The 16,021-nt window shown below is 72.2% G+C and carries 20 protein-coding genes; 9 read left to right on the forward strand and 11 right to left on the reverse strand.

Going from position 1 to position 16,021, the window contains the following annotated elements; all coding sequences use genetic code 11:
* Positions 1–279: 279 nt before the first annotated feature.
* From ACWEQG_RS16725 to ACWEQG_RS16745, 5 genes are all read right to left on the reverse strand, one after another.
* Positions 280–609, reverse strand: a complete 330-nt coding sequence (locus ACWEQG_RS16725) for a hypothetical protein (protein ID WP_452285557.1) — start codon at positions 607–609, stop codon at positions 280–282.
* Positions 610–850: 241 nt separating this feature from the next.
* Positions 851–1,768 carry a TIGR03619 family F420-dependent LLM class oxidoreductase gene (locus ACWEQG_RS16730; RefSeq protein ID WP_363462729.1) on the reverse strand — a complete coding sequence of 306 codons (918 nt, stop codon included), beginning with the start codon at positions 1,766–1,768 and terminating at the stop codon, positions 851–853.
* Positions 1,769–2,030: 262 nt separating this feature from the next.
* Entirely contained in the window at positions 2,031–2,459 is a 429-nt protein-coding gene (locus tag ACWEQG_RS16735) for an Lsr2 dimerization domain-containing protein (protein WP_452285559.1), read from the reverse strand.
* A 59-nt stretch (positions 2,460–2,518) separates the two neighbouring features.
* Positions 2,519–2,953, reverse strand: coding sequence for a hypothetical protein (locus ACWEQG_RS16740; RefSeq protein WP_452285561.1), 435 nt, complete (start codon positions 2,951–2,953; stop codon positions 2,519–2,521).
* Positions 2,954–3,044: 91 nt separating this feature from the next.
* A complete protein-coding gene (locus ACWEQG_RS16745; RefSeq protein WP_452285563.1) occupies positions 3,045–3,533 on the reverse strand; it encodes a nucleoside deaminase in 489 nt (162 codons plus the stop codon).
* Between the two features lie 43 nt (positions 3,534–3,576).
* Between ACWEQG_RS16745 and ACWEQG_RS16750 the strand changes: the two genes are divergently transcribed.
* Both ACWEQG_RS16750 and ACWEQG_RS16755 read left to right on the forward strand, forming a co-directional pair.
* The gene (locus ACWEQG_RS16750; RefSeq protein ID WP_452285565.1) at positions 3,577–4,332 is read left to right on the forward strand and encodes a DNA-formamidopyrimidine glycosylase family protein; all 756 of its coding nucleotides are present in this window, start codon (positions 3,577–3,579) and stop codon (positions 4,330–4,332) included.
* A 38-nt stretch (positions 4,333–4,370) separates the two neighbouring features.
* Positions 4,371–5,438: a spore photoproduct lyase family protein gene (locus tag ACWEQG_RS16755; RefSeq protein WP_452285567.1), complete on the forward strand. Its 1,068-nt coding sequence runs from the start codon at positions 4,371–4,373 to the stop codon at positions 5,436–5,438.
* Here the strand turns inward: ACWEQG_RS16755 and ACWEQG_RS16760 are convergent.
* Positions 5,426–5,998, reverse strand: coding sequence for a TetR/AcrR family transcriptional regulator (locus ACWEQG_RS16760; RefSeq protein WP_452285569.1), 573 nt, complete (start codon positions 5,996–5,998; stop codon positions 5,426–5,428). The genes ACWEQG_RS16755 and ACWEQG_RS16760 overlap by 13 nt on opposite strands.
* An 87-nt stretch (positions 5,999–6,085) precedes the next feature.
* Between ACWEQG_RS16760 and ACWEQG_RS16765 the strand changes: the two genes are divergently transcribed.
* On the forward strand, positions 6,086–6,979 hold the full coding sequence (locus ACWEQG_RS16765; RefSeq protein WP_452285571.1) for an oxidoreductase: 894 nt from the start codon (positions 6,086–6,088) through the stop codon (positions 6,977–6,979).
* Here ACWEQG_RS16765 and ACWEQG_RS16770 read toward each other — a convergent pair.
* On the reverse strand, positions 6,954–7,772 hold the full coding sequence (locus ACWEQG_RS16770) for a class I SAM-dependent methyltransferase (RefSeq protein ID WP_452285573.1): 819 nt from the start codon (positions 7,770–7,772) through the stop codon (positions 6,954–6,956). The two genes, ACWEQG_RS16765 and ACWEQG_RS16770, sit on opposite strands and share 26 nt — an antisense overlap.
* Positions 7,773–7,847: 75 nt before the next feature.
* Here ACWEQG_RS16770 and ACWEQG_RS16775 point away from each other — a divergent pair, with 75 nt between their 5' ends.
* Positions 7,848–8,441 (forward strand): TetR/AcrR family transcriptional regulator, encoded by a 594-nt coding sequence (locus ACWEQG_RS16775; protein ID WP_452285575.1) that lies wholly within the window; start codon positions 7,848–7,850, stop codon positions 8,439–8,441.
* 40 nt (positions 8,442–8,481) lie between these two features.
* Here the strand turns inward: ACWEQG_RS16775 and ACWEQG_RS16780 are convergent, their stop codons facing one another.
* A complete protein-coding gene (locus tag ACWEQG_RS16780) occupies positions 8,482–9,099 on the reverse strand; it encodes an HAD family hydrolase (protein WP_452285577.1) in 618 nt (205 codons plus the stop codon).
* 54 nt (positions 9,100–9,153) lie between these two features.
* Complete coding sequence (locus ACWEQG_RS16785; RefSeq protein WP_363461528.1) at positions 9,154–10,107, reverse strand: Gfo/Idh/MocA family protein; 954 nt, start codon at positions 10,105–10,107, stop codon at positions 9,154–9,156.
* A 183-nt stretch (positions 10,108–10,290) separates the two neighbouring features.
* On the opposite strand from ACWEQG_RS16785, the gene ACWEQG_RS16790 reads away from it, so the two are divergent.
* Positions 10,291–10,860 (forward strand): Ohr family peroxiredoxin, encoded by a 570-nt coding sequence (locus ACWEQG_RS16790; RefSeq protein ID WP_363461530.1) that lies wholly within the window; start codon positions 10,291–10,293, stop codon positions 10,858–10,860.
* A 111-nt stretch (positions 10,861–10,971) separates the two neighbouring features.
* Here the strand turns inward: ACWEQG_RS16790 and ACWEQG_RS16795 are convergent, their stop codons facing one another.
* Together ACWEQG_RS16795 and ACWEQG_RS16800 are read right to left on the reverse strand one after the other, a co-directional pair.
* The gene (locus ACWEQG_RS16795) at positions 10,972–11,730 is read right to left on the reverse strand and encodes a lytic polysaccharide monooxygenase (RefSeq protein WP_452285579.1); all 759 of its coding nucleotides are present in this window, start codon (positions 11,728–11,730) and stop codon (positions 10,972–10,974) included.
* Positions 11,731–11,894: 164 nt separating this feature from the next.
* The gene (locus ACWEQG_RS16800; protein ID WP_452285581.1) at positions 11,895–12,335 is read right to left on the reverse strand and encodes a hypothetical protein; all 441 of its coding nucleotides are present in this window, start codon (positions 12,333–12,335) and stop codon (positions 11,895–11,897) included.
* 91 nt (positions 12,336–12,426) lie between these two features.
* Between ACWEQG_RS16800 and ACWEQG_RS16805 the strand changes: the two genes are divergently transcribed.
* The 4 genes from ACWEQG_RS16805 to ACWEQG_RS16820 all read left to right on the forward strand — a co-directional run bounded on the left by ACWEQG_RS16805 (position 12,427) and on the right by ACWEQG_RS16820 (position 15,967).
* Positions 12,427–12,834 carry an ArsR/SmtB family transcription factor gene (locus ACWEQG_RS16805; RefSeq protein WP_363461536.1) on the forward strand — a complete coding sequence of 136 codons (408 nt, stop codon included), beginning with the start codon at positions 12,427–12,429 and terminating at the stop codon, positions 12,832–12,834.
* Complete coding sequence (locus tag ACWEQG_RS16810) at positions 12,827–13,966, forward strand: cation diffusion facilitator family transporter (RefSeq protein ID WP_452285583.1); 1,140 nt, start codon at positions 12,827–12,829, stop codon at positions 13,964–13,966. The genes ACWEQG_RS16805 and ACWEQG_RS16810 overlap by 8 nt, the downstream gene beginning before the upstream one ends.
* A 133-nt stretch (positions 13,967–14,099) precedes the next feature.
* On the forward strand, positions 14,100–14,933 hold the full coding sequence (locus ACWEQG_RS16815; RefSeq protein WP_452285585.1) for a glycosyltransferase family 2 protein: 834 nt from the start codon (positions 14,100–14,102) through the stop codon (positions 14,931–14,933).
* Complete coding sequence (locus tag ACWEQG_RS16820) at positions 14,921–15,967, forward strand: glycosyltransferase family 9 protein (protein ID WP_452285587.1); 1,047 nt, start codon at positions 14,921–14,923, stop codon at positions 15,965–15,967. The genes ACWEQG_RS16815 and ACWEQG_RS16820 overlap by 13 nt, the downstream gene beginning before the upstream one ends.
* The last annotated feature ends 54 nt before the right edge of the window (positions 15,968–16,021 follow it).

Below are 16,021 nucleotides of genomic sequence, written 5' to 3' on the forward strand. Positions count from 1 at the left end.
CGGTTGGATCTGACTTCAGCAGGACGCGTGGGCACGTCCGGGCAGGTGCCCCTGCACGCACGTCACGTGGCCGTGGAGGGGACACGCCGGGGCGTGCGGCCGCCGCTCCGGCTTCCCGCCGGGGAATGCGAAAGGTCCGGGCTCCGGCGGTTCGACCGCCGGAGCCCATGTTCCTGCTCCTGGGAAATGAACGCCTCCGTGTGACTCATCGGCGAGTGGATGTGCGAGCCCGCGCTCCGAGCAGCATTCGGCCCATTCCCCAGGACGTCAGGCCGGCTTTTAGTTGAAACCGCAGCCGAACAACGCGGGGAGTGCGTCGGAGCAGTTGCCGGCGACGCAGACGTCCCAGAGGATGTCGTCGAGGTCCGAGCAGGTGTTCTGGGAGCATCCGTTCCGGGAGCATCCGTTTTGGAAGGCTCCGTTCTGGATCCGGCTGTTTTCGAAGGTGTTGTTGAACCCGTTGTCGAACTCGTTGCTACACGGGTTGGTACAGCCCCAGCCAGTTGGGGCGGTTGTCGCGCTCGCGGCCGCGGCGCCCGCGACGAGGGCGCCGCCGCCGAGCGCGGTGGAAAGTGCGAGTCCGGCGATGACCTTCTTGAGCTTGGGCATTCTATATCCCCCTCTAAAGGCTCAACTGCCTAATGTGTGCGCCAATCCTGAATGGACAGGAATGGCACCTAATGACCGTTAAGCGGTCATTGCCCCGCGACGTCATGTTTTCCAGGCCGGACAAGCGATAAACGGTGGGTGGAGGCGTTTAACTACTTATTGATGGATAGGGGGCGCTGGATGGGAACTTATGCCGCCTTTATCCCCTAATGTCCGATTTCGTCGGGCGATCAGTCGGACCTCAGCCCGCGCGCACCATGGTGACGAGCTCGTGCGCGACGTCGAGGAACCGGTCACGCGAAGAGCTCGTCGTCTGCAGGTCGACGAACGCCTCGTGTGCCCCGGCCTCGGCGAGGGTCAGCAGGTAGTCGGCGACCTGCCGCACGGTTCCCGCGTGCGGCACCTGGTCGGCGGGCGCCGGCGAGTCCGTGATCGCCGGGTTGACGCGCACCACCATGCGCAGCGCGGACGGGTCCCGGCCCGCACCGGAGGCGGCCCGCAGCGCCATGTCCCACAGGCCGGTCAGGTACGGCATGGGCATGGCCGCGCTCAGCCAGCCGTCGGCCCGCCGGCCGACCCTCTCCAGCGCCCCGGGCGTGTAACCGGCCAGCAGGATCGGAGGACGCGGCCGCTGGCGGGGCTTCAGGTCGATGTGCGACGGCGGCACCGTCCAGAGCGCGCCCTTGTGCTCGACCACCTCGTCCGTCCAGACGGCCTCCATCAGGTCGAGCGTCTCCTCCAGCCGGTCTCCCCTGCCCCGCCAGGGCACCCCGGTCGCGGTGTACTCGTCGCGCAGCCAGCCGAGGCCGATGCCGACGTCCAGCCGTCCGTCGCTGAGCAGGTCGAGCGAGGTCAGCGTACGGGCGAGCAGCACGGGCGGCTGCCACAGCGCGTTGAGCGTGCTGGTCCCCAGCCGGATCTCGCGCGTGCTGACCGCGGCCAGCGTCAGCGCGGTGAGCGGGTCGAAGAACGTCCCGAAGGCCGGGGGGACCGTCCCGTCTCCTCCCGGGTACGGGTCGCTGGGGTTCAGCGGCAGCAGGATGCGGTCGCCCGCCCACAGGCTGTCGTAGCCCATCGCCTCGAGATCCGCGCTCGCCTGCCGCATGAAGTCCGGGTCGGCGAACGCGCCGTACTGGGGAACCGTGTATCCGAGCCGCATGAGTGTCTCCTCGCACTTCGCCGTAGCGGAATCGCCCTGTCGGGCGTCGGCGGAGACGCTAGAAAGGCCCGCTTGCGGAAAACTTGGACAGGCAGGGTCCAAGGAGCATCCCAGGGCTGGCGTTACCGGAGGCCGGGGGTCGAAACCGGCGTCACGAGGGTGTGCCCGCGCCGCTCGCCCGGCGACGCGGGCCGGACGCTCACCCGGCCCGGACGCCTGTCACGGCGGCCGGGCCGGGCGGAGCCCGCTACGAGGCGGCCGTTCAGACGCCGGCCGTCGCCTCCGCCCGCGCGGTGACCGTCTCCGCCGATTCCTCCGCTTCCTCCGCGGACTGTCCGGCGGGGTCCTCGGGGGCGGCGTCGGGGTGCGCCGCGACGAACCGCTCGATGACCTCGTCGGCCATCTTCCCGCGCGGAGGCACGTCCAGCCCCTGCTCGCGGGCCCACTCGCGGACGTCCGTCAGGGTGTAACCCCGCAGGCGCGGGGAGGTGTCGGCGGCCTTCTTGGACCGCGACGCCTGCTTCACCTCACGGGCGTTCTCCAGCACTTCCTCGATGAACGCGAGAGCCTCGCTCAGCCGCTGCTGGTTCGCGTCGGACAGGTCGATGGCGAAGGTCCGGTTCAGCAGCGGAAACTCCCGTCGCGCCACATCGTCGCCCTCGGAGTGGTCGAGGTCGTCAACCAGAATCACCTTCTGCGCCACGTGCAGCCCTTCCAGGGTGGATCTCCGTCTATCTGGACCGTGGCATCTTACTGGTGCTCCGCTCGCCGGCCCGTCCTCCCCGGTCCCTCGCCCCGGTCCCTCGACCCGAGCACGAGCGCCGCCGCGGCCACGCCGTACGCGACCGTCGTGAGCAGGGCGGGCAGGAAGTCTCCCGGACCGGAGAAGTCGGGCTGGCTGCCCGCGCTCATATCCGCCACGATCACCGCGTGCGGGTACTCGTCGAGGGCCACCACCAGGTTGACGACCGTCATGACGCCGAGCAGCGCCGCGACGACCCACCTCGTCCGTCTCAGGTGCCGGTGGAAGACGGCCGGCAGCAGGACGAGCATCGGCAGCCACCACGCGACCATCGCGTCGACGCCGAAGAACGGCCGCGCGGCGACTCCTATGAAGAGCCCCAGGAAGGAGAGGATCGCCTGGTAGCCGTTGTGTCCGCCCTCCGTCGAGACGGGGAGCATCATGGGCGCCGCCGAGGCGGACACCGCCAGGATCGGCCACGGCCATGCTCGGCGGGCCTTCGCCGCACGCGGTGCTGGGTGCTCGGACACCGCTTCAGGAGCCGGTGTGGAGGCGGCGGTGCAGCGCGCGGATCTCGTCGGCCAGCGCGGGCACGGGCCCGGCCACCCGCACCCCGGGCGCGACCTCGTTGACCGGGAGCGTCCGCACCGGCGGAGGCGGCACGTCCCACTCGGCCAGCCACCGCGCGAGCTGCGCCGACGACGCGACGTAGACGATCCGCCCGAGTCCCACCCACCCGTGCGCCGCCGCGCACATCGGACAGTGCTCGCCGGAGGTGTAGACGGTGGCCTTCGCGCGCTCCTCCGGTGTCATGTTCGCCGCGGCCCAGCGCGCCAGCTCGAACTCGGGGTGCCGCGTGTGGTCGCCGCCCGCCACCCGGTTGCGGTCCTCGGCCAGCACCTCGCCGTCCCCGGAGACGAGCACCGAGCCGAACGGCTCGTCGTCCGCCTCCAGCGCTTCCCTCGCCAGCTCCACACAGCGGCGGAGGTGGCCCATCTCCTCAAGCGTCGGCTCGTAACTCATGATCGATACGGTAACTGCCGGCGGGACGGGTAGGGCGAGGGGCATGCCGGAGGGGCATCTGGTCCATCGCTACGCGGACGAGCAGCACGAGGCGCTCGCCGGCCGGGTGGTCAGGGCTGCCAGCCCGCAGGGCAGGTTCGACGCCGGACCATACGACGGAAGGGTCGTCGAGGGCGTGGAGGCGCTCGGCAAGCACCTGCTCTACCGGCTGGAGGGCGCCCCGCCCATCCACGTACACCTCGGCATGCGGGGTCTCTTCCTGCGGTACGACGACCCGGCGGCCGAGCCCCGCAAGGGCACCCGGCTGCGCCTGGCCACCGGCGAGACGGCGTTCGACCTGATCGCGCCCGCCCGCTGCGAGCCGATGGACGAGCGGGCGCTGGCCGCGCTGCGGGCCGCGACCGGCCCCGACCCCCTGCGTGGTGACATCGACAGAAGCGAGGCCGTACGACGCCTGCTCGCGGCCCACGTCCCGGTCGGCGCGGCCGTGCTCGACCAGGGGGTGTGGTCGGGGATCGGCAACGCCTGGCGGGCGGAGCTGCTCTTCCTCACCGGCCTCGACCCCGGCGCCCGCGACATCGGCGCCGAGGCCGCCGGGCGGCTCTGGGACGCCGCCGTGCGATACCTCGCGCTGGGCCGCGACGCCGGGCAGGTGGTCAGCGACCCGGCCGCGCCGGACGAGCGGTGGGTCTACAAACGTGAGCGCTGCCGCCGCTGCGGGGCCGCCGTGCGGACCTGGACGCTGGCTTCGAGAACGGCGTACGCGTGCCCCGCCGACCAGCACCTCGATGCCCTCTGACCCGGGAAGTCATGCCGTTACCATGTTGTTATATCCAGGTGAACGAAGGCCAGAGACTGCTGGACATCCGCCGCATCTACGTCGAGCCCGCCGCCGCCGAGCTGCCGCGCGGCAAGGAGATCCTGGAGCGGTTCCCCGACGCCGAGCGCATCGAGATCGAGGCCCATCACCGCATCCCCGAGCTGTACGGGGACGAGACGAACGTGGCCCGCTGGGTCAGGATCAAGACCGAGGCGCTGGTCCTCGGCGTCAAGAAGTCGCTCACCGCGCGGCCCAACGGCCGGTCGAGCGACTTCATCGCGCCCTCCACCGCCAACGGCTGCGCGATGGCCTGCGCCTACTGCTACGTGCCGCGCCGCAAGGGCTACAGCAACCCGATCACCGTGTTCGCCAACATCGACAAGATCACGGGCTACCTCGCCAGGCACGCCGGGCGCCAGGGCGTCAAGCCCGAGCCGAACCAGGTCGACCCGCACGCCTGGGTCTACGACATCGGCGAGAACTCCGACTGCTCGGTGGACGCAACCGTCTCCGGCAACGTGCGCGACCTCGTCGACCTCTTCCGCGACCTGCCGAACGCCAAGGCGAGCTTCGCGACGAAGTACGTCAACCGTGACCTGCTCGGCTGGGACCCGCAGGGCCGTACGCGCATCCGCTTCAGCCTGATGCCGGCCGCGGACGCCAAGCTGCTGGACATCCGCACCTCGCCCGTCGCCGACCGGATCGCGGCGATCGACGACTTCGTCGAGGCGGGATACGAGGTGCACGTCAACTTCAGCCCGGTCGTCGTCCGTGACGGCTGGCTGGAGGACTGGGCGGAGCTGCTCGGGCAGCTCGACGACGCGCTGAGCCCGGCGGCCCGCGCCCAGTTGGCCGCCGAGGTCATCTTCCTCACGCACAACGACCGGCTGCACGAGGTCAACCTCGGCTGGCATCCCAAGGCCGAGGAGGTGCTGTGGCGTCCCGACCTCCAGCAGCCGAAGCGCTCGCAGACGGGCGGCTGGAACGTCCGTTACAAGACCGGCCACAAGGGCCGCTACGTCACCGCGCTCACCGACCTGATCGCCGAGAAGATCCCGTACTGCACGGTCCGTTACGCCTTCTGACCGCCGTCCGGCAGCGCGAGAGCGCGTACGGCGAGCTCCACCCACCGCCTCCGGGCGCGCTCCGGCGTCCCCGGGCCCGGTGAGGTGGTCAGGAGCAGGGCGACGTCGTCGACCGTGACGTCGGGCCGCAGCGTCCGGTCCCGGTGGGCGGCGGCGACCAGGATCTCCAGGGAGTGGACGGCGCGCTCCTGGATCCCCCGCAGAGATTCGCCCGCCAAGCCCGCCACCGCCTCACGGAGCAGGCGTTCCTGTCCCATGTCCACCACCACCCGGTGCAGCAGCCCGGCGATCTCGTCCAGGGCCCCGCTCCGGCCGTCGCCGGCCCTGCTCACGGCGGCGTCGAGGGTCGCGCCGATCATCGCGCCCAGCTCGGTCACGATGGCGTCGACCAGGTCGTTCTTCGTCGGAAAGTGCCGATAGAGCGTGCCCACCGCCACCCCGGCCGCCGCCGCGATGTCGTCCATCCCGGCCTCCGGCCCGTGCGTCGTGATGAGCTCACGCGCCGCGCGGACGATGGCGGCCCGGTTGCGCACCGCGTCCGCGCGCGGCCCCTTGGTCACTCGCTCCACATCCTCTTGCTCTTGCGATGAACCTGAACCATTGGTTCATAATAAAACATGAACGACTGGTTCAGGTTAGGAGCGATCGTGGACGCGTGGACCGACGAAGACATCCCCGGCCAGTGGGGCCGGACGGCCGTGGTGACCGGCGCCAACACCGGCATCGGGTTCGAGACGGCCAAGGCGCTGGCCCGGCGCGGCGCGACGGTCGTGCTCGCCTGCCGCGACCTCGCCAAGGCCGAGAGGGCGGCCGCCGGGATCCGCCGCGACGCGCCGCAGGCCACCGTCGACGTGGTGCGCCTGGACCTGGCCTCGCTCGCGTCGGTGCGGGAGGCGGCCGGCGAGATCCGCGCCCGCCACGACCGGATCGACCTGCTCGTCAACAACGCCGGCGTGACCGGACTCTCGGGCCGCACGGAGGACGGCTTCGAGATCCAGTTCGGCGTCAACCATCTGGGGCACTTCGCCCTCACCGGGCTGATGCTGGACCTGCTGCTGACCGTGCCCGGGTCCCGCGTGGTGACGGTCAGCAGCATCGGCCACCGGTTCGGCCGCATCGACACCGACGCCCCCGGCTCGGGCGCGGGCCCTTACGCCCGGTCGAAGCTCGCCAACCTGCTGTTCACCTACGAACTGCAACGGCGGCTGCGAGCGGCCGGAGCGTCCACCGCGGCGCTGGCCGCGCATCCGGGCGGCGCCGCGACGGAGGTGTTCCGCTACTCCTCGCCATGGTTCCGGGTGCCGAACCTGCTGATCGCCCGGTTGTTCGGGCGAACCGCGGCCATGGGCGCGCTGCCCACCCTGCGCGCGGCGACCGATCACGAGGCCGTCGGCGGCGACTACTACGGCCCGGGCGGCCTGTTCGAGATCCGCGGACATCCCGTGCGGGTCAGGGCGGCGGCCCGCGCCCACGACAGCGGCCTGGGCAAGCGCCTGTGGGAGGTCTCCCAGCGGCTCACCTCCGTGGCCTATCCCGTCTGAGCGCAGCGGTGACCACCACCGTGACGTAGGACATCGTGAAGCCGCCGCCCATCGCGTCGATCGCGTCCCCGACGCCCGCCAGCACCTCCGCGAGCGTGTCCGGTGGAAGCCGGGTGAGGACACCGGACGTGGGCATCTGGTCCAGCCACTCGTCGCGGGTGTAGTAGCGCTGCCAGCCGTACCGCCACTCCTCGGGGTCGCCGAACGCGCCCGCGTCCCTGATCCCGTCGGCGGCCTTGGCGAACAGCGGCCGATATCCGTCGAGGGCCGATCCCGCCGGGCGGTCCTGCGCGGGAAAGCCCGGCATCGCCCGCCGGTAGACCGCGGCGTGAGTCTCCGCCACGGCGGGCGGGGGCTCGAACACGTGCCAGAACGCCGCCAGCCGCCCGCCGGGGCGCAGCACCTCGGCGGCCTTGGCCGCTCCGGCGACCGGATCGACCCAGTGCCAGGCCGTCCCGGCGACGACCGCGTCGAACGTACGGCCGGCGGGATCCCACGCTTCGAAGGTCGACACCTCGACCTCGGTCCCGTCGCGGCGCGCGAAGTCCGCCATCCGCGCGTCGGGTTCGACGCCGAGGACCGTGCAGCCCGCCGCCCGGAACTGCCGGGCCGCGATACCGGTGCCGCAGCCGACGTCGAGGACGTCGCGGCCGGGGCTCGCGGCGACTATCCGCTCCACCATCGCGCCGGGATAGGGCGGCCGGGTGCGGTCGTACCGCTCGGCGTCCACGCCGAACGACTCCGCTATCCCTCGCGCCTTGTGGGGTTCGTTCTCGAAAGGGTTGGTGGGCATGCGCCCACTATGAGTGGGCACACGCCCACTCGTCAAACGGGATAAAGTCGGCGGACGGACGGGAGGAACGGAACGGTGCCGACGGGGGTTGCCCTCCACAACGCGCGGGAGCAGTTGTTCGCCGCCGCGGAGCGCGTCCTGCTCAGGGACGGACCGAGCGGGCTGACCAGCCGGGCGGTGACCACCGAGGCGGGCTGCGCCAAGGGCGTGCTGCACCGGCACTTCGCCGACTTCGACGCCTTCCTCGCCGAGCTCGTGCTCGACGGCATCGCGAGGATCGACGCCCAGGCCGCCGCCCTGCGCCGGTCCGCCGGGACCGGCACCGTCGCCGGCAACCTCACCGGCGTGCTCACCGAGCTCTTCGGGTCGGTCGCCGTGGCGGTCGTCGGTCTGATCATCTCCAGGGACGGCCTGCGCGCCCGGCTGCGCCAGGCCAGGCCGGGGCCCGGCATCCCGCTCCTGACGGAGGCCGCGGCCATGCTCGCGGCCTACCTCGCCGCCGAACGCGACCTGGGCCGAATCGCGGCGGACGCCGACGTCGACACGCTCGCCCCCACGCTGCTCGGAGCCTCACACCTGCTGTTCGCCGACCGTGACGGCGGCCCGCCGCGGGCCGACGCCGTCCACCGGATGGTGACCACGGTCATCGCCGGCGTCGTACGCGACTGATCGGCATCCTGCCGTCCGGCGGCGCGGCGGCGGTGACGGGTCAGCCGAGCAGCGGCGCGAGCGCCGCCTCCAGGCCGGGCACGCCGGTGAAGAGGGCGGTCGTCATGCCGAGCGCCCTGGCCGCCTCGACGTTCTCCGCCCGGTCGTCGACGAACAGGCACCGCCCTGCCGGGACGCCCGCACGCTCGGCGGCGATCTCGTAGATGCGGGGGTCGGGCTTGGCCACCCCGGCCCGGGCGCTGCCGACCACCTCGTCGGCGAAGTGGGCCAGCCCCAGCCGGGCGAGGTCGTCCTCCAGGCCCAGCGTCGCGTTGGTCACCAGCACGACGGGCACGTGCGCCTGGGCCCGGCGTAGCAGGCCGAGCACGTCCTCGTCCACCCGGGTGGGCGCCTCGACGAACGCCGTGACCAGCGCGCGGGCCTGCTCTCGCGGCGCCTGGAGGGTCAGAGAGGCCTCGGCAGCCTCCGTCCACTGCTCGACGGTGATCTGCCCCAGCAGCGCCGGCCGGACCGCCTCGGGCGCGAAGAAGACCTTCATGGTGGTCCCCTCGCCGAGGCCGGCGGCACGCTCCAGCTCGGTCAGCTCGGTGTGGTCGAAGAAACGGATGACGCCGTCGAGGTCGCACAGCACCGCGTCGTACGGCCGGGGGTTCGCCATCGCCCATGCATACCACGGGTGGCGGCGTCCGGACGGGTGACGTCGCCAGGCGGGTCAGCGCAGCATGTCGAGGGCGCGGGCGGTGCCGAGAGAGTCGTCGGCCGCCGTGTGCCGTGGCTCGGCCTCTCCGCGCAGCACCTCGTGGATGTGCCGGATGCCCCAGGAGAACGCGGTCCCCTCGCCCGGCTCGTGCCGTTCGGCCAGGCGTCCCGCACGCCACACTTCGAGCCCGTCGTGCGGCTCGGGGTGGAACGGGTTGGTCAGCCGGATCTCCCCGCCGGTCCCGACCACGCGGGTGTACGTCGTGAACGGCAGGTCGAAGCCGCAGCTCATCATCAGGCGGCCGGTGCCGAACTCCAGGACCCCGGCGGTCTCGATGTCCACGCCCGCCTCGCCCTTCACGACGACGGCGTGGCCGGCGACGGCCTCGTCGCCGAACAGCAGCTGCGCGAGCCGTACCGGGTAGCAGCCCACGTCGTAGAGGGCGCCGCCGCCGAGGGCGGCGTCGAGCCGGATGTTCTCGGTGCCCTCCATGGTGAAGTGGAAGGTCGACCAGATCTCCCGCAGGTCGCCGATCGCGCCCTCGGCGAGCAGGTCGCGCAGCCGCGCCGTCTGGGGGTGGAAGGGGAAGACGAACGCCTCCCAGAGCGGCCGGGCCGACCGGCGTGCCACCTCGACGACGTCGCCCGCTTCCGCGGCGGTGAGGCACAGCGGCTTCTCGCACAGGACCGCCTTGCCCGCCTCCAGGGCGGCGATCGTCCACCGCGCGTGCAGGGCGTTCGGCAGCGGGACGTAGACCGCGTCGATGCTCGGGTCCTCGATGACGGCCTCGTAGCCGCGTACGGCCCGGTCGACGCCGTTCCGCGCGGCGAACTCCTCGGCGCGGGACAGGTCACGGCCCGCCACCACGGCGGCGGTACCCCCGCCGGCCTCACGCAACGCGGGCAGGAACGCCCGCGCGGCGATGCCCGCCGTACCGAGGACGCCCCATCGGACAGCCCCACTCATACCGAACCCACCCCTCGCCGCCATGACAGAGATTTCACCGTTTGCTGGGGAATGCCTGCCGGGACCGTAGCACAGGGACACTGATGGGAACTTTTGCCTCTGGAGTCCGGTATCGGGCCGCTCAGGGGGTACGTGACCGCCGATCCCGACCGGGACGCGAGGCGAGCGGACGAGGGATGCGCTATGAGCGAGGAAATACGGCGATTCACCCATATGCCGAGCGACCGGGCGCCCGGGCCCGACTACTCGGGGCCGGGAGTCGAGGCGGAGCTGACCGGGGAGTTACCCGGGGACCACTCAACGGAACGGCCCGGACGGCAGGCGGCCCGCGAGGGCGGCGAATCCTACGACGACCTGTACACGGCCCGGGCCTCGTCCGCCCTCGGCAAGGTGGCGTCGGACGACGGCATGCTCGACGTCCGCATCAAGGCGCCCGGGGAGCTCGGCGGGCCGGGCGGGGCGACCAACCCCGAGCAGCTGCTCGCCGCGGCCTATGCCTCCTGCTTCCACAACTCGCTCACCCTGGTGGCCGGCCGGCAGGGCGTCCGGACCGCCGACGCCACCGTGGACACCGCCGTCACCCTGCGCAAGCGGGGCACCGCCGACGACTACACGATCACCACGGACCTGACCGTACGCCTGCCCGGGGTGGAGCCCGAGGCGGCCCGCAGGCTGGTGGAGCAGGCGCACGGCGAATGCCCGTACTCGCGGGCCTTCATGCAGGGCGCCGAGGTGCACCTGCACGTCGCCTGACCCGCGCCGCCCACGCCGGGCCGCCACGCCGGGGCGCCCGGGCCGAGGCGTCCCGCGCGGGGACGGGGAGCGGACCCGCGGCCGCGCACACCACGGGTCCGCCCGCTCATCTCAGATCCTCTGCCACAGCGCGGGGACGTTCGGCGGCTCCCAGCCCGCGAGCGCCGTGTGGGCCTGCCTGCACTGGTACGTCGCCCCGCCGTAGGTGACCCGGTCGCCCACCTTGTACGCCGTGCCGGCGGCCCAGGTGCCCCCGGGAACGGTCGGCGTGGGCGTGGGGGTACGCGTCGGCGTGGGAGACGGGCTCGGAGTACGCGTCGGCGTCGGGGAGGGAGTGGGCGTGGGGCTGGGCGTCCCGCCCCCGCCGACCTGCAGGTCGACGCAGGCGTAGAACGCGTTGGGGGTGTCGGCCACGTTCCAGATCGCGAGGACCTTCTGCCGGCCCGTCCGCCCGCTCAGGTTCACGGAGTGGCTGACGGTGGCGGGAGGCTGGCGTCCCTGGTCGTCGAAGACGGCGACCCGCGTGCCTCCGATGTAGTACTCCCAGGTGCTGGTGGCGTGGCGGGCGGTCAGCGACCAGGTGAAGGTGACCGTGTTGCCGACGCTGGTGGCCGGCCACGGCCTGCTCTCGTCGTCGAGCTGGGCGAAGCGGGCGTTGCCGCCGCTACAGCTGCGCAGTCCCTTCGGCCCTTCCACGCTCTGGGGCTCGTAGACGATCTCGCCGCAGTTGGGGACGCGGCCCTGGGCGCACATCGCCTGCCGGCTCGGGGGCGACGAGATGTAGCCGTGCGCCTGAGCCGGTGAGGCGACGAACACCGTGGCGCCGATGGCGACCGTCGCCGTCGCGAGGAAGGTCAGCGTTCTTCGCATGTGTGCTCCTCACTGCTGGGGGGTGGCGCAAATATAAAAGAAAGTTTCCTAACAGTGAAGACCCAATGACTGTCCTTGTCAGGGCGCCGGCCATGGGACCGTTCCAGCGTGGAGACTCCGCCCGGCCCCCGCGCCCCTCAGGGAGCGGGGGCCGGACGGAGACCTCACGCCGTCGGCTCGTCCGGGGCGCCGACCTGGGCGAGCGACCAGCCGCTGACGTCTTCGAGGCGGATCCTCCAGGTCGCTCCGGCGCCGTCCGCCGGGCGGTCGCCGGCGAAGGCGCCGACGAGGTGGAGGTAGTCCGGGAGGTCCTGCTCGGAGCCGGAGTCGAAGTCGCCGGCGAGCGCGGCGGCACGGTGGCGCTCGCGATGCTCCTTCGCGCTCTCCGCGATGCGCATGAAGAAGCCTTCGGGGCCGCTGCCCACGGGTACCTTCCCGGCGTGTGACCGGCGGATCTGCTCGACCACCGCGGTGGCGTACTCCTCCGGGGAGACGAGATGGCCGGTGATGATCGTGCCGTTCACGGCGAGGGCGACGCCCATTCGCTCCTTCGCCATGGACACGGCGAAGACCAGGGCCCGCAGTACTGGATCGGTGGTGCTCATGCGCCGATCTTGTCATCCACCGGACGACGGCCGTACGGGCCACCGAGTGGGAGGCGTTGACATGCGCCGGCCGTCGCCTACACTCTCACACGTGAACGATCGTTCAAGTGTTGTGGACCTCGTGACGGCCGACTCCTGTGCGCTGCCGGTGGTGGACGCCGGCCGGGTGGAGACCGTCAGGAGGGCTTTGCCGGCCGCGCAGACGGTGGAGGACCTGGCGCAGATCTTCGGGCTGCTGGCCGATCCCGGGCGGTTGCGGCTGATCGCGGCGTTGCTGGAAGGCGGCGAGATGTGCGTGTGCGACCTCGCCGCCGCGACCGGCCACAGCATGTCCGCCGCGTCCCACGCCCTGCGCCTGCTGCGTGTCCACAACGTGGTGAAGGTACGGCGTGCGGGAAGGATGGCCTACTACCGCCTCGCGGACTCGCACGTGCGACTGCTGTTCGACCTGGCGATCACGCACATCGGACATGAGGAGAAGGACCGGGACGATGGCTGAGACCGGGAAGGACGCGGGCCGTGAGCACGCGCGCGAGCACGGTCGTGGGCACGGGCACGGGCACGGGCACGGTCATGGGCACGGGCACGCGGTCAGCGCCGAGGCCGACCGGCGTCTGCTGACCGGCGCGCTGGCGCTCATCGTCGGCTTCATGGCGGTCGAGGTCGTCATCGGCGTCATCGCCCACTCCCTTGCCCTGATCAGCGATGCCGGGCACATGCTCACCGACGCCATCGCCATCGCCTTCGCGATCGTGGCCATGCGGATCGCCGCCCGCCCGCCACAGGGCGGCTTCACCTACGGCCTCAAACGCGCCGAGATCATCAGCGCCCAGATCAACGGGATCACGCTGCTGCTGCTCAGCGTCTACTTCGTCTACGAGGGCGTACGCAGGCTGATCGAGCCCCCCGAGGTCCACGGCGCCTACGTGGTCGCCACCGGCGTCGCCGGGATCGCGGTGAACGTGGCCGCGACCTGGCTGCTGAGCAGGGCCAACCGTGCCAGCCTGAACGTCGAGGGCGCCTTCCAGCACATCCTCAACGACCTGTTCGCCTTCATCGCCACCACCGCCGCCGGCGCGGTGATCTGGGCGACCGGCTGGGGCCGGGCCGACGCCCTGGCCGCGCTGGTCGTGGCCGCCCTGATGCTCAAGGCCGGCTGGGGCCTGGTGCGCGAGTCCGGCCGGGTCTTCATGGAGGCGGCTCCCGCCGGGATGAACCCCGCCGAGATCGGCCGCAAGGCCGCCGCCCTGGAACACGTCGTCGAGGTGCACGACCTGCACATCTGGGAGGTCACCAGCGGCTATCCGGCCATGTCCGCGCACATCCTGGTCGCCCCCGGCGCCGACTGCCACTCCGTACGGCAGGCGGCGCAGCGGATGGTCCACGACGAGTACGGCATCGCCCACACCACCCTGCAGGTCGACCACGCCCCGCCGGAGCTCCTCGCGATCGGCGAGCCGTCTCCCGAAGCCGCCGAACCTCACTGTGCCGACGCGCACGGCCCCGCGCACACGAACGGGCGGTGGCGGGCCGTCGAGGAAACGGCGGCGGAGCGGCGCGAGACCGGTTGCGCCGGCCGCCGGTACATCAGGTTCCCCAGCCCCGGACGTCTGTCCGACCGCCGATCCTGACCGTCGCCCCTCCCGTCGTCGTCGGACGGCCGGACACGAACGGGCTCGGCCTGCCCGGCACGCTGACGGGCACGGCCGGCGTGGGCGGCTGACGGCTCTGTTTGCCGTATCGCCTCAGGGGTATCACGCGCGCATGTTCGCCCCGTCCGACCTGGATGTACTCGTGCCCACGAAGGACCGCCCGGGCGCGCTGGGCGTGACGTTGGCGGGCCTCGCGGCGCAGACCGTGGCCGGGTTCCGCGTCGTGGTCTCCGATCAATCGGACGCGCCGGTCGCCGACGACCCGCTGGTGGCGGCGCAGCTGCGGATCCTCCACCACCGCGACAGGCCGGTGGCCGTCCACCATCACCTGCCCCGACGCGGCATGGCGGAACAACGCGCGTTCCTGCTCGACCGGGCCGAGCGGCGGCTGGCGCTCTACATCGACGACGACGTCTGGCTGGAGCCGGAGGCGATCGAGGTCCTGCTGACCGCGATGAGCGACCTGCGCTGCGGTTTCGTCGGCTACGCCCTGCACGGCCTGTCCTACCGCGACGACGTACGCCCCGCCGAGCTGGCGCCGTACGAGGAATGGACGGACGGCGTGCGGCCCGAACGGGTGCGCCGGGAGTCGCCGGCCTGGCGGCGCCACACTCTGCACAACGCCTCGAACCCGCTGCACCTCGCGCGCGAACACCTGGGCACCCCGGGCCCCGGGGAGTGGCGGGCGTACAAGGTGGCCTGGATCGGCGGCTGCGTGCTGTACGACCGGGAACGGCTGCTGGAGTGCGGCGGCTTCGACTTCTGGCGGTCGGTGCCGCCCCGGCACGCGGGTGAGGACGTCGCGGCGCAGCTGCGCGTCATGGAGAGGTACGGCGGCGCGGGCCTGCTGCCGAGCCGGGCCTACCACCTGGAGCTGCCCACGACGGTCACCGACCGCAGCGCCGAGTGCTACGACTACGTGTTCGAGCCGGCATGGGCGCCCTGATCGAGGGGGTGCGCCGCATCGCGGTGCTGCGGGCCAACGCCCTGGGCGACCTGGTCCTCGCCATGCCCGCCCTGGAGGCGCTCCGCCGGGCCTACCCGCAGGCCCGGCTGACCCTCCTCGGCATCTCCTGGCACGCCGGATTCCTGGACGGCAGGCCGGGCCCGGTCGACGACGTCGTCACCCTGCCGCCGATCTCCGGGGTCTCGTCGGCGGAGAGCGGGCACGAGGCGCCGGAGAGCCTGTTCGAGGAGCTGCGCGAGCACCGGTTCGACCTCGCCGTGCAGATCCACGGCGGCGGGCGCAACTCCAATCCCTTCGTCAGGGCGATCGGCGCCCGCGTGACAGCCGGCCTGTGCGCGCCGGACGCCGTACGGCTCGACCTGTGCGTGCCGTACGTCTACTACCAGCACGAGACGTTGCGCTATCTGGAGGTCGCCGCGCTGGTCGGCGGGACGGCCGAGGTTTACGAGCCCAGGATCGCCGTGACCGGCGCCGACCGCGCCGAACTCGCCCACGTGTACGGCGAGCCGCCCCCCGGCCTGGTCGCGCTGCATCCGGGGGCGAGCGACCCCCGGCGGCGCTGGCCTGCGCGCGCCTTCGCGGAGGCGGCCGACCGGCTCGGCCGCCCGGTCGTGATCACCGGTGTCGAGCAGGAACGGGGGGTCGTCGAGGAGGTCGCGGCGGCGATGCGGCGGCCCGCCCTCACGGCGGTCGGCACGCTGAGCGTCGGCGGCCTCGCCGCGCTGTACGAGCGGTGCGACCTGGTCATCTCCAACGACACCGGCCCCCGCCACCTCGCCGCGGCGATCGGGACGGCCACCGTCGGCATCTACTGGTCCGGCAATCTCATCAACGCGGGGCCCCTCACCCGTGCCCTCCACCGGCCGCTGATCTCCTGGACCGCGCGGTGCCCGGTCTGCGGCGTCAGCGGGCACGATCCCCGGGCGGGGCGCTGCCCGCACGACGAGTCGTGGGTGGCCGAGGTCCCGGTCGACGACGTGGTCGAACAGGCCGGGGATCTGCTCGGCAGCTGATCGTCCGGGCAGACCAGCGGACGACAAGGATCCTCCAAGTCGGGGACCCTAGGG

The sequence above is a fragment of the Microbispora sp. NPDC004025 genome (genome assembly GCF_053604425.1).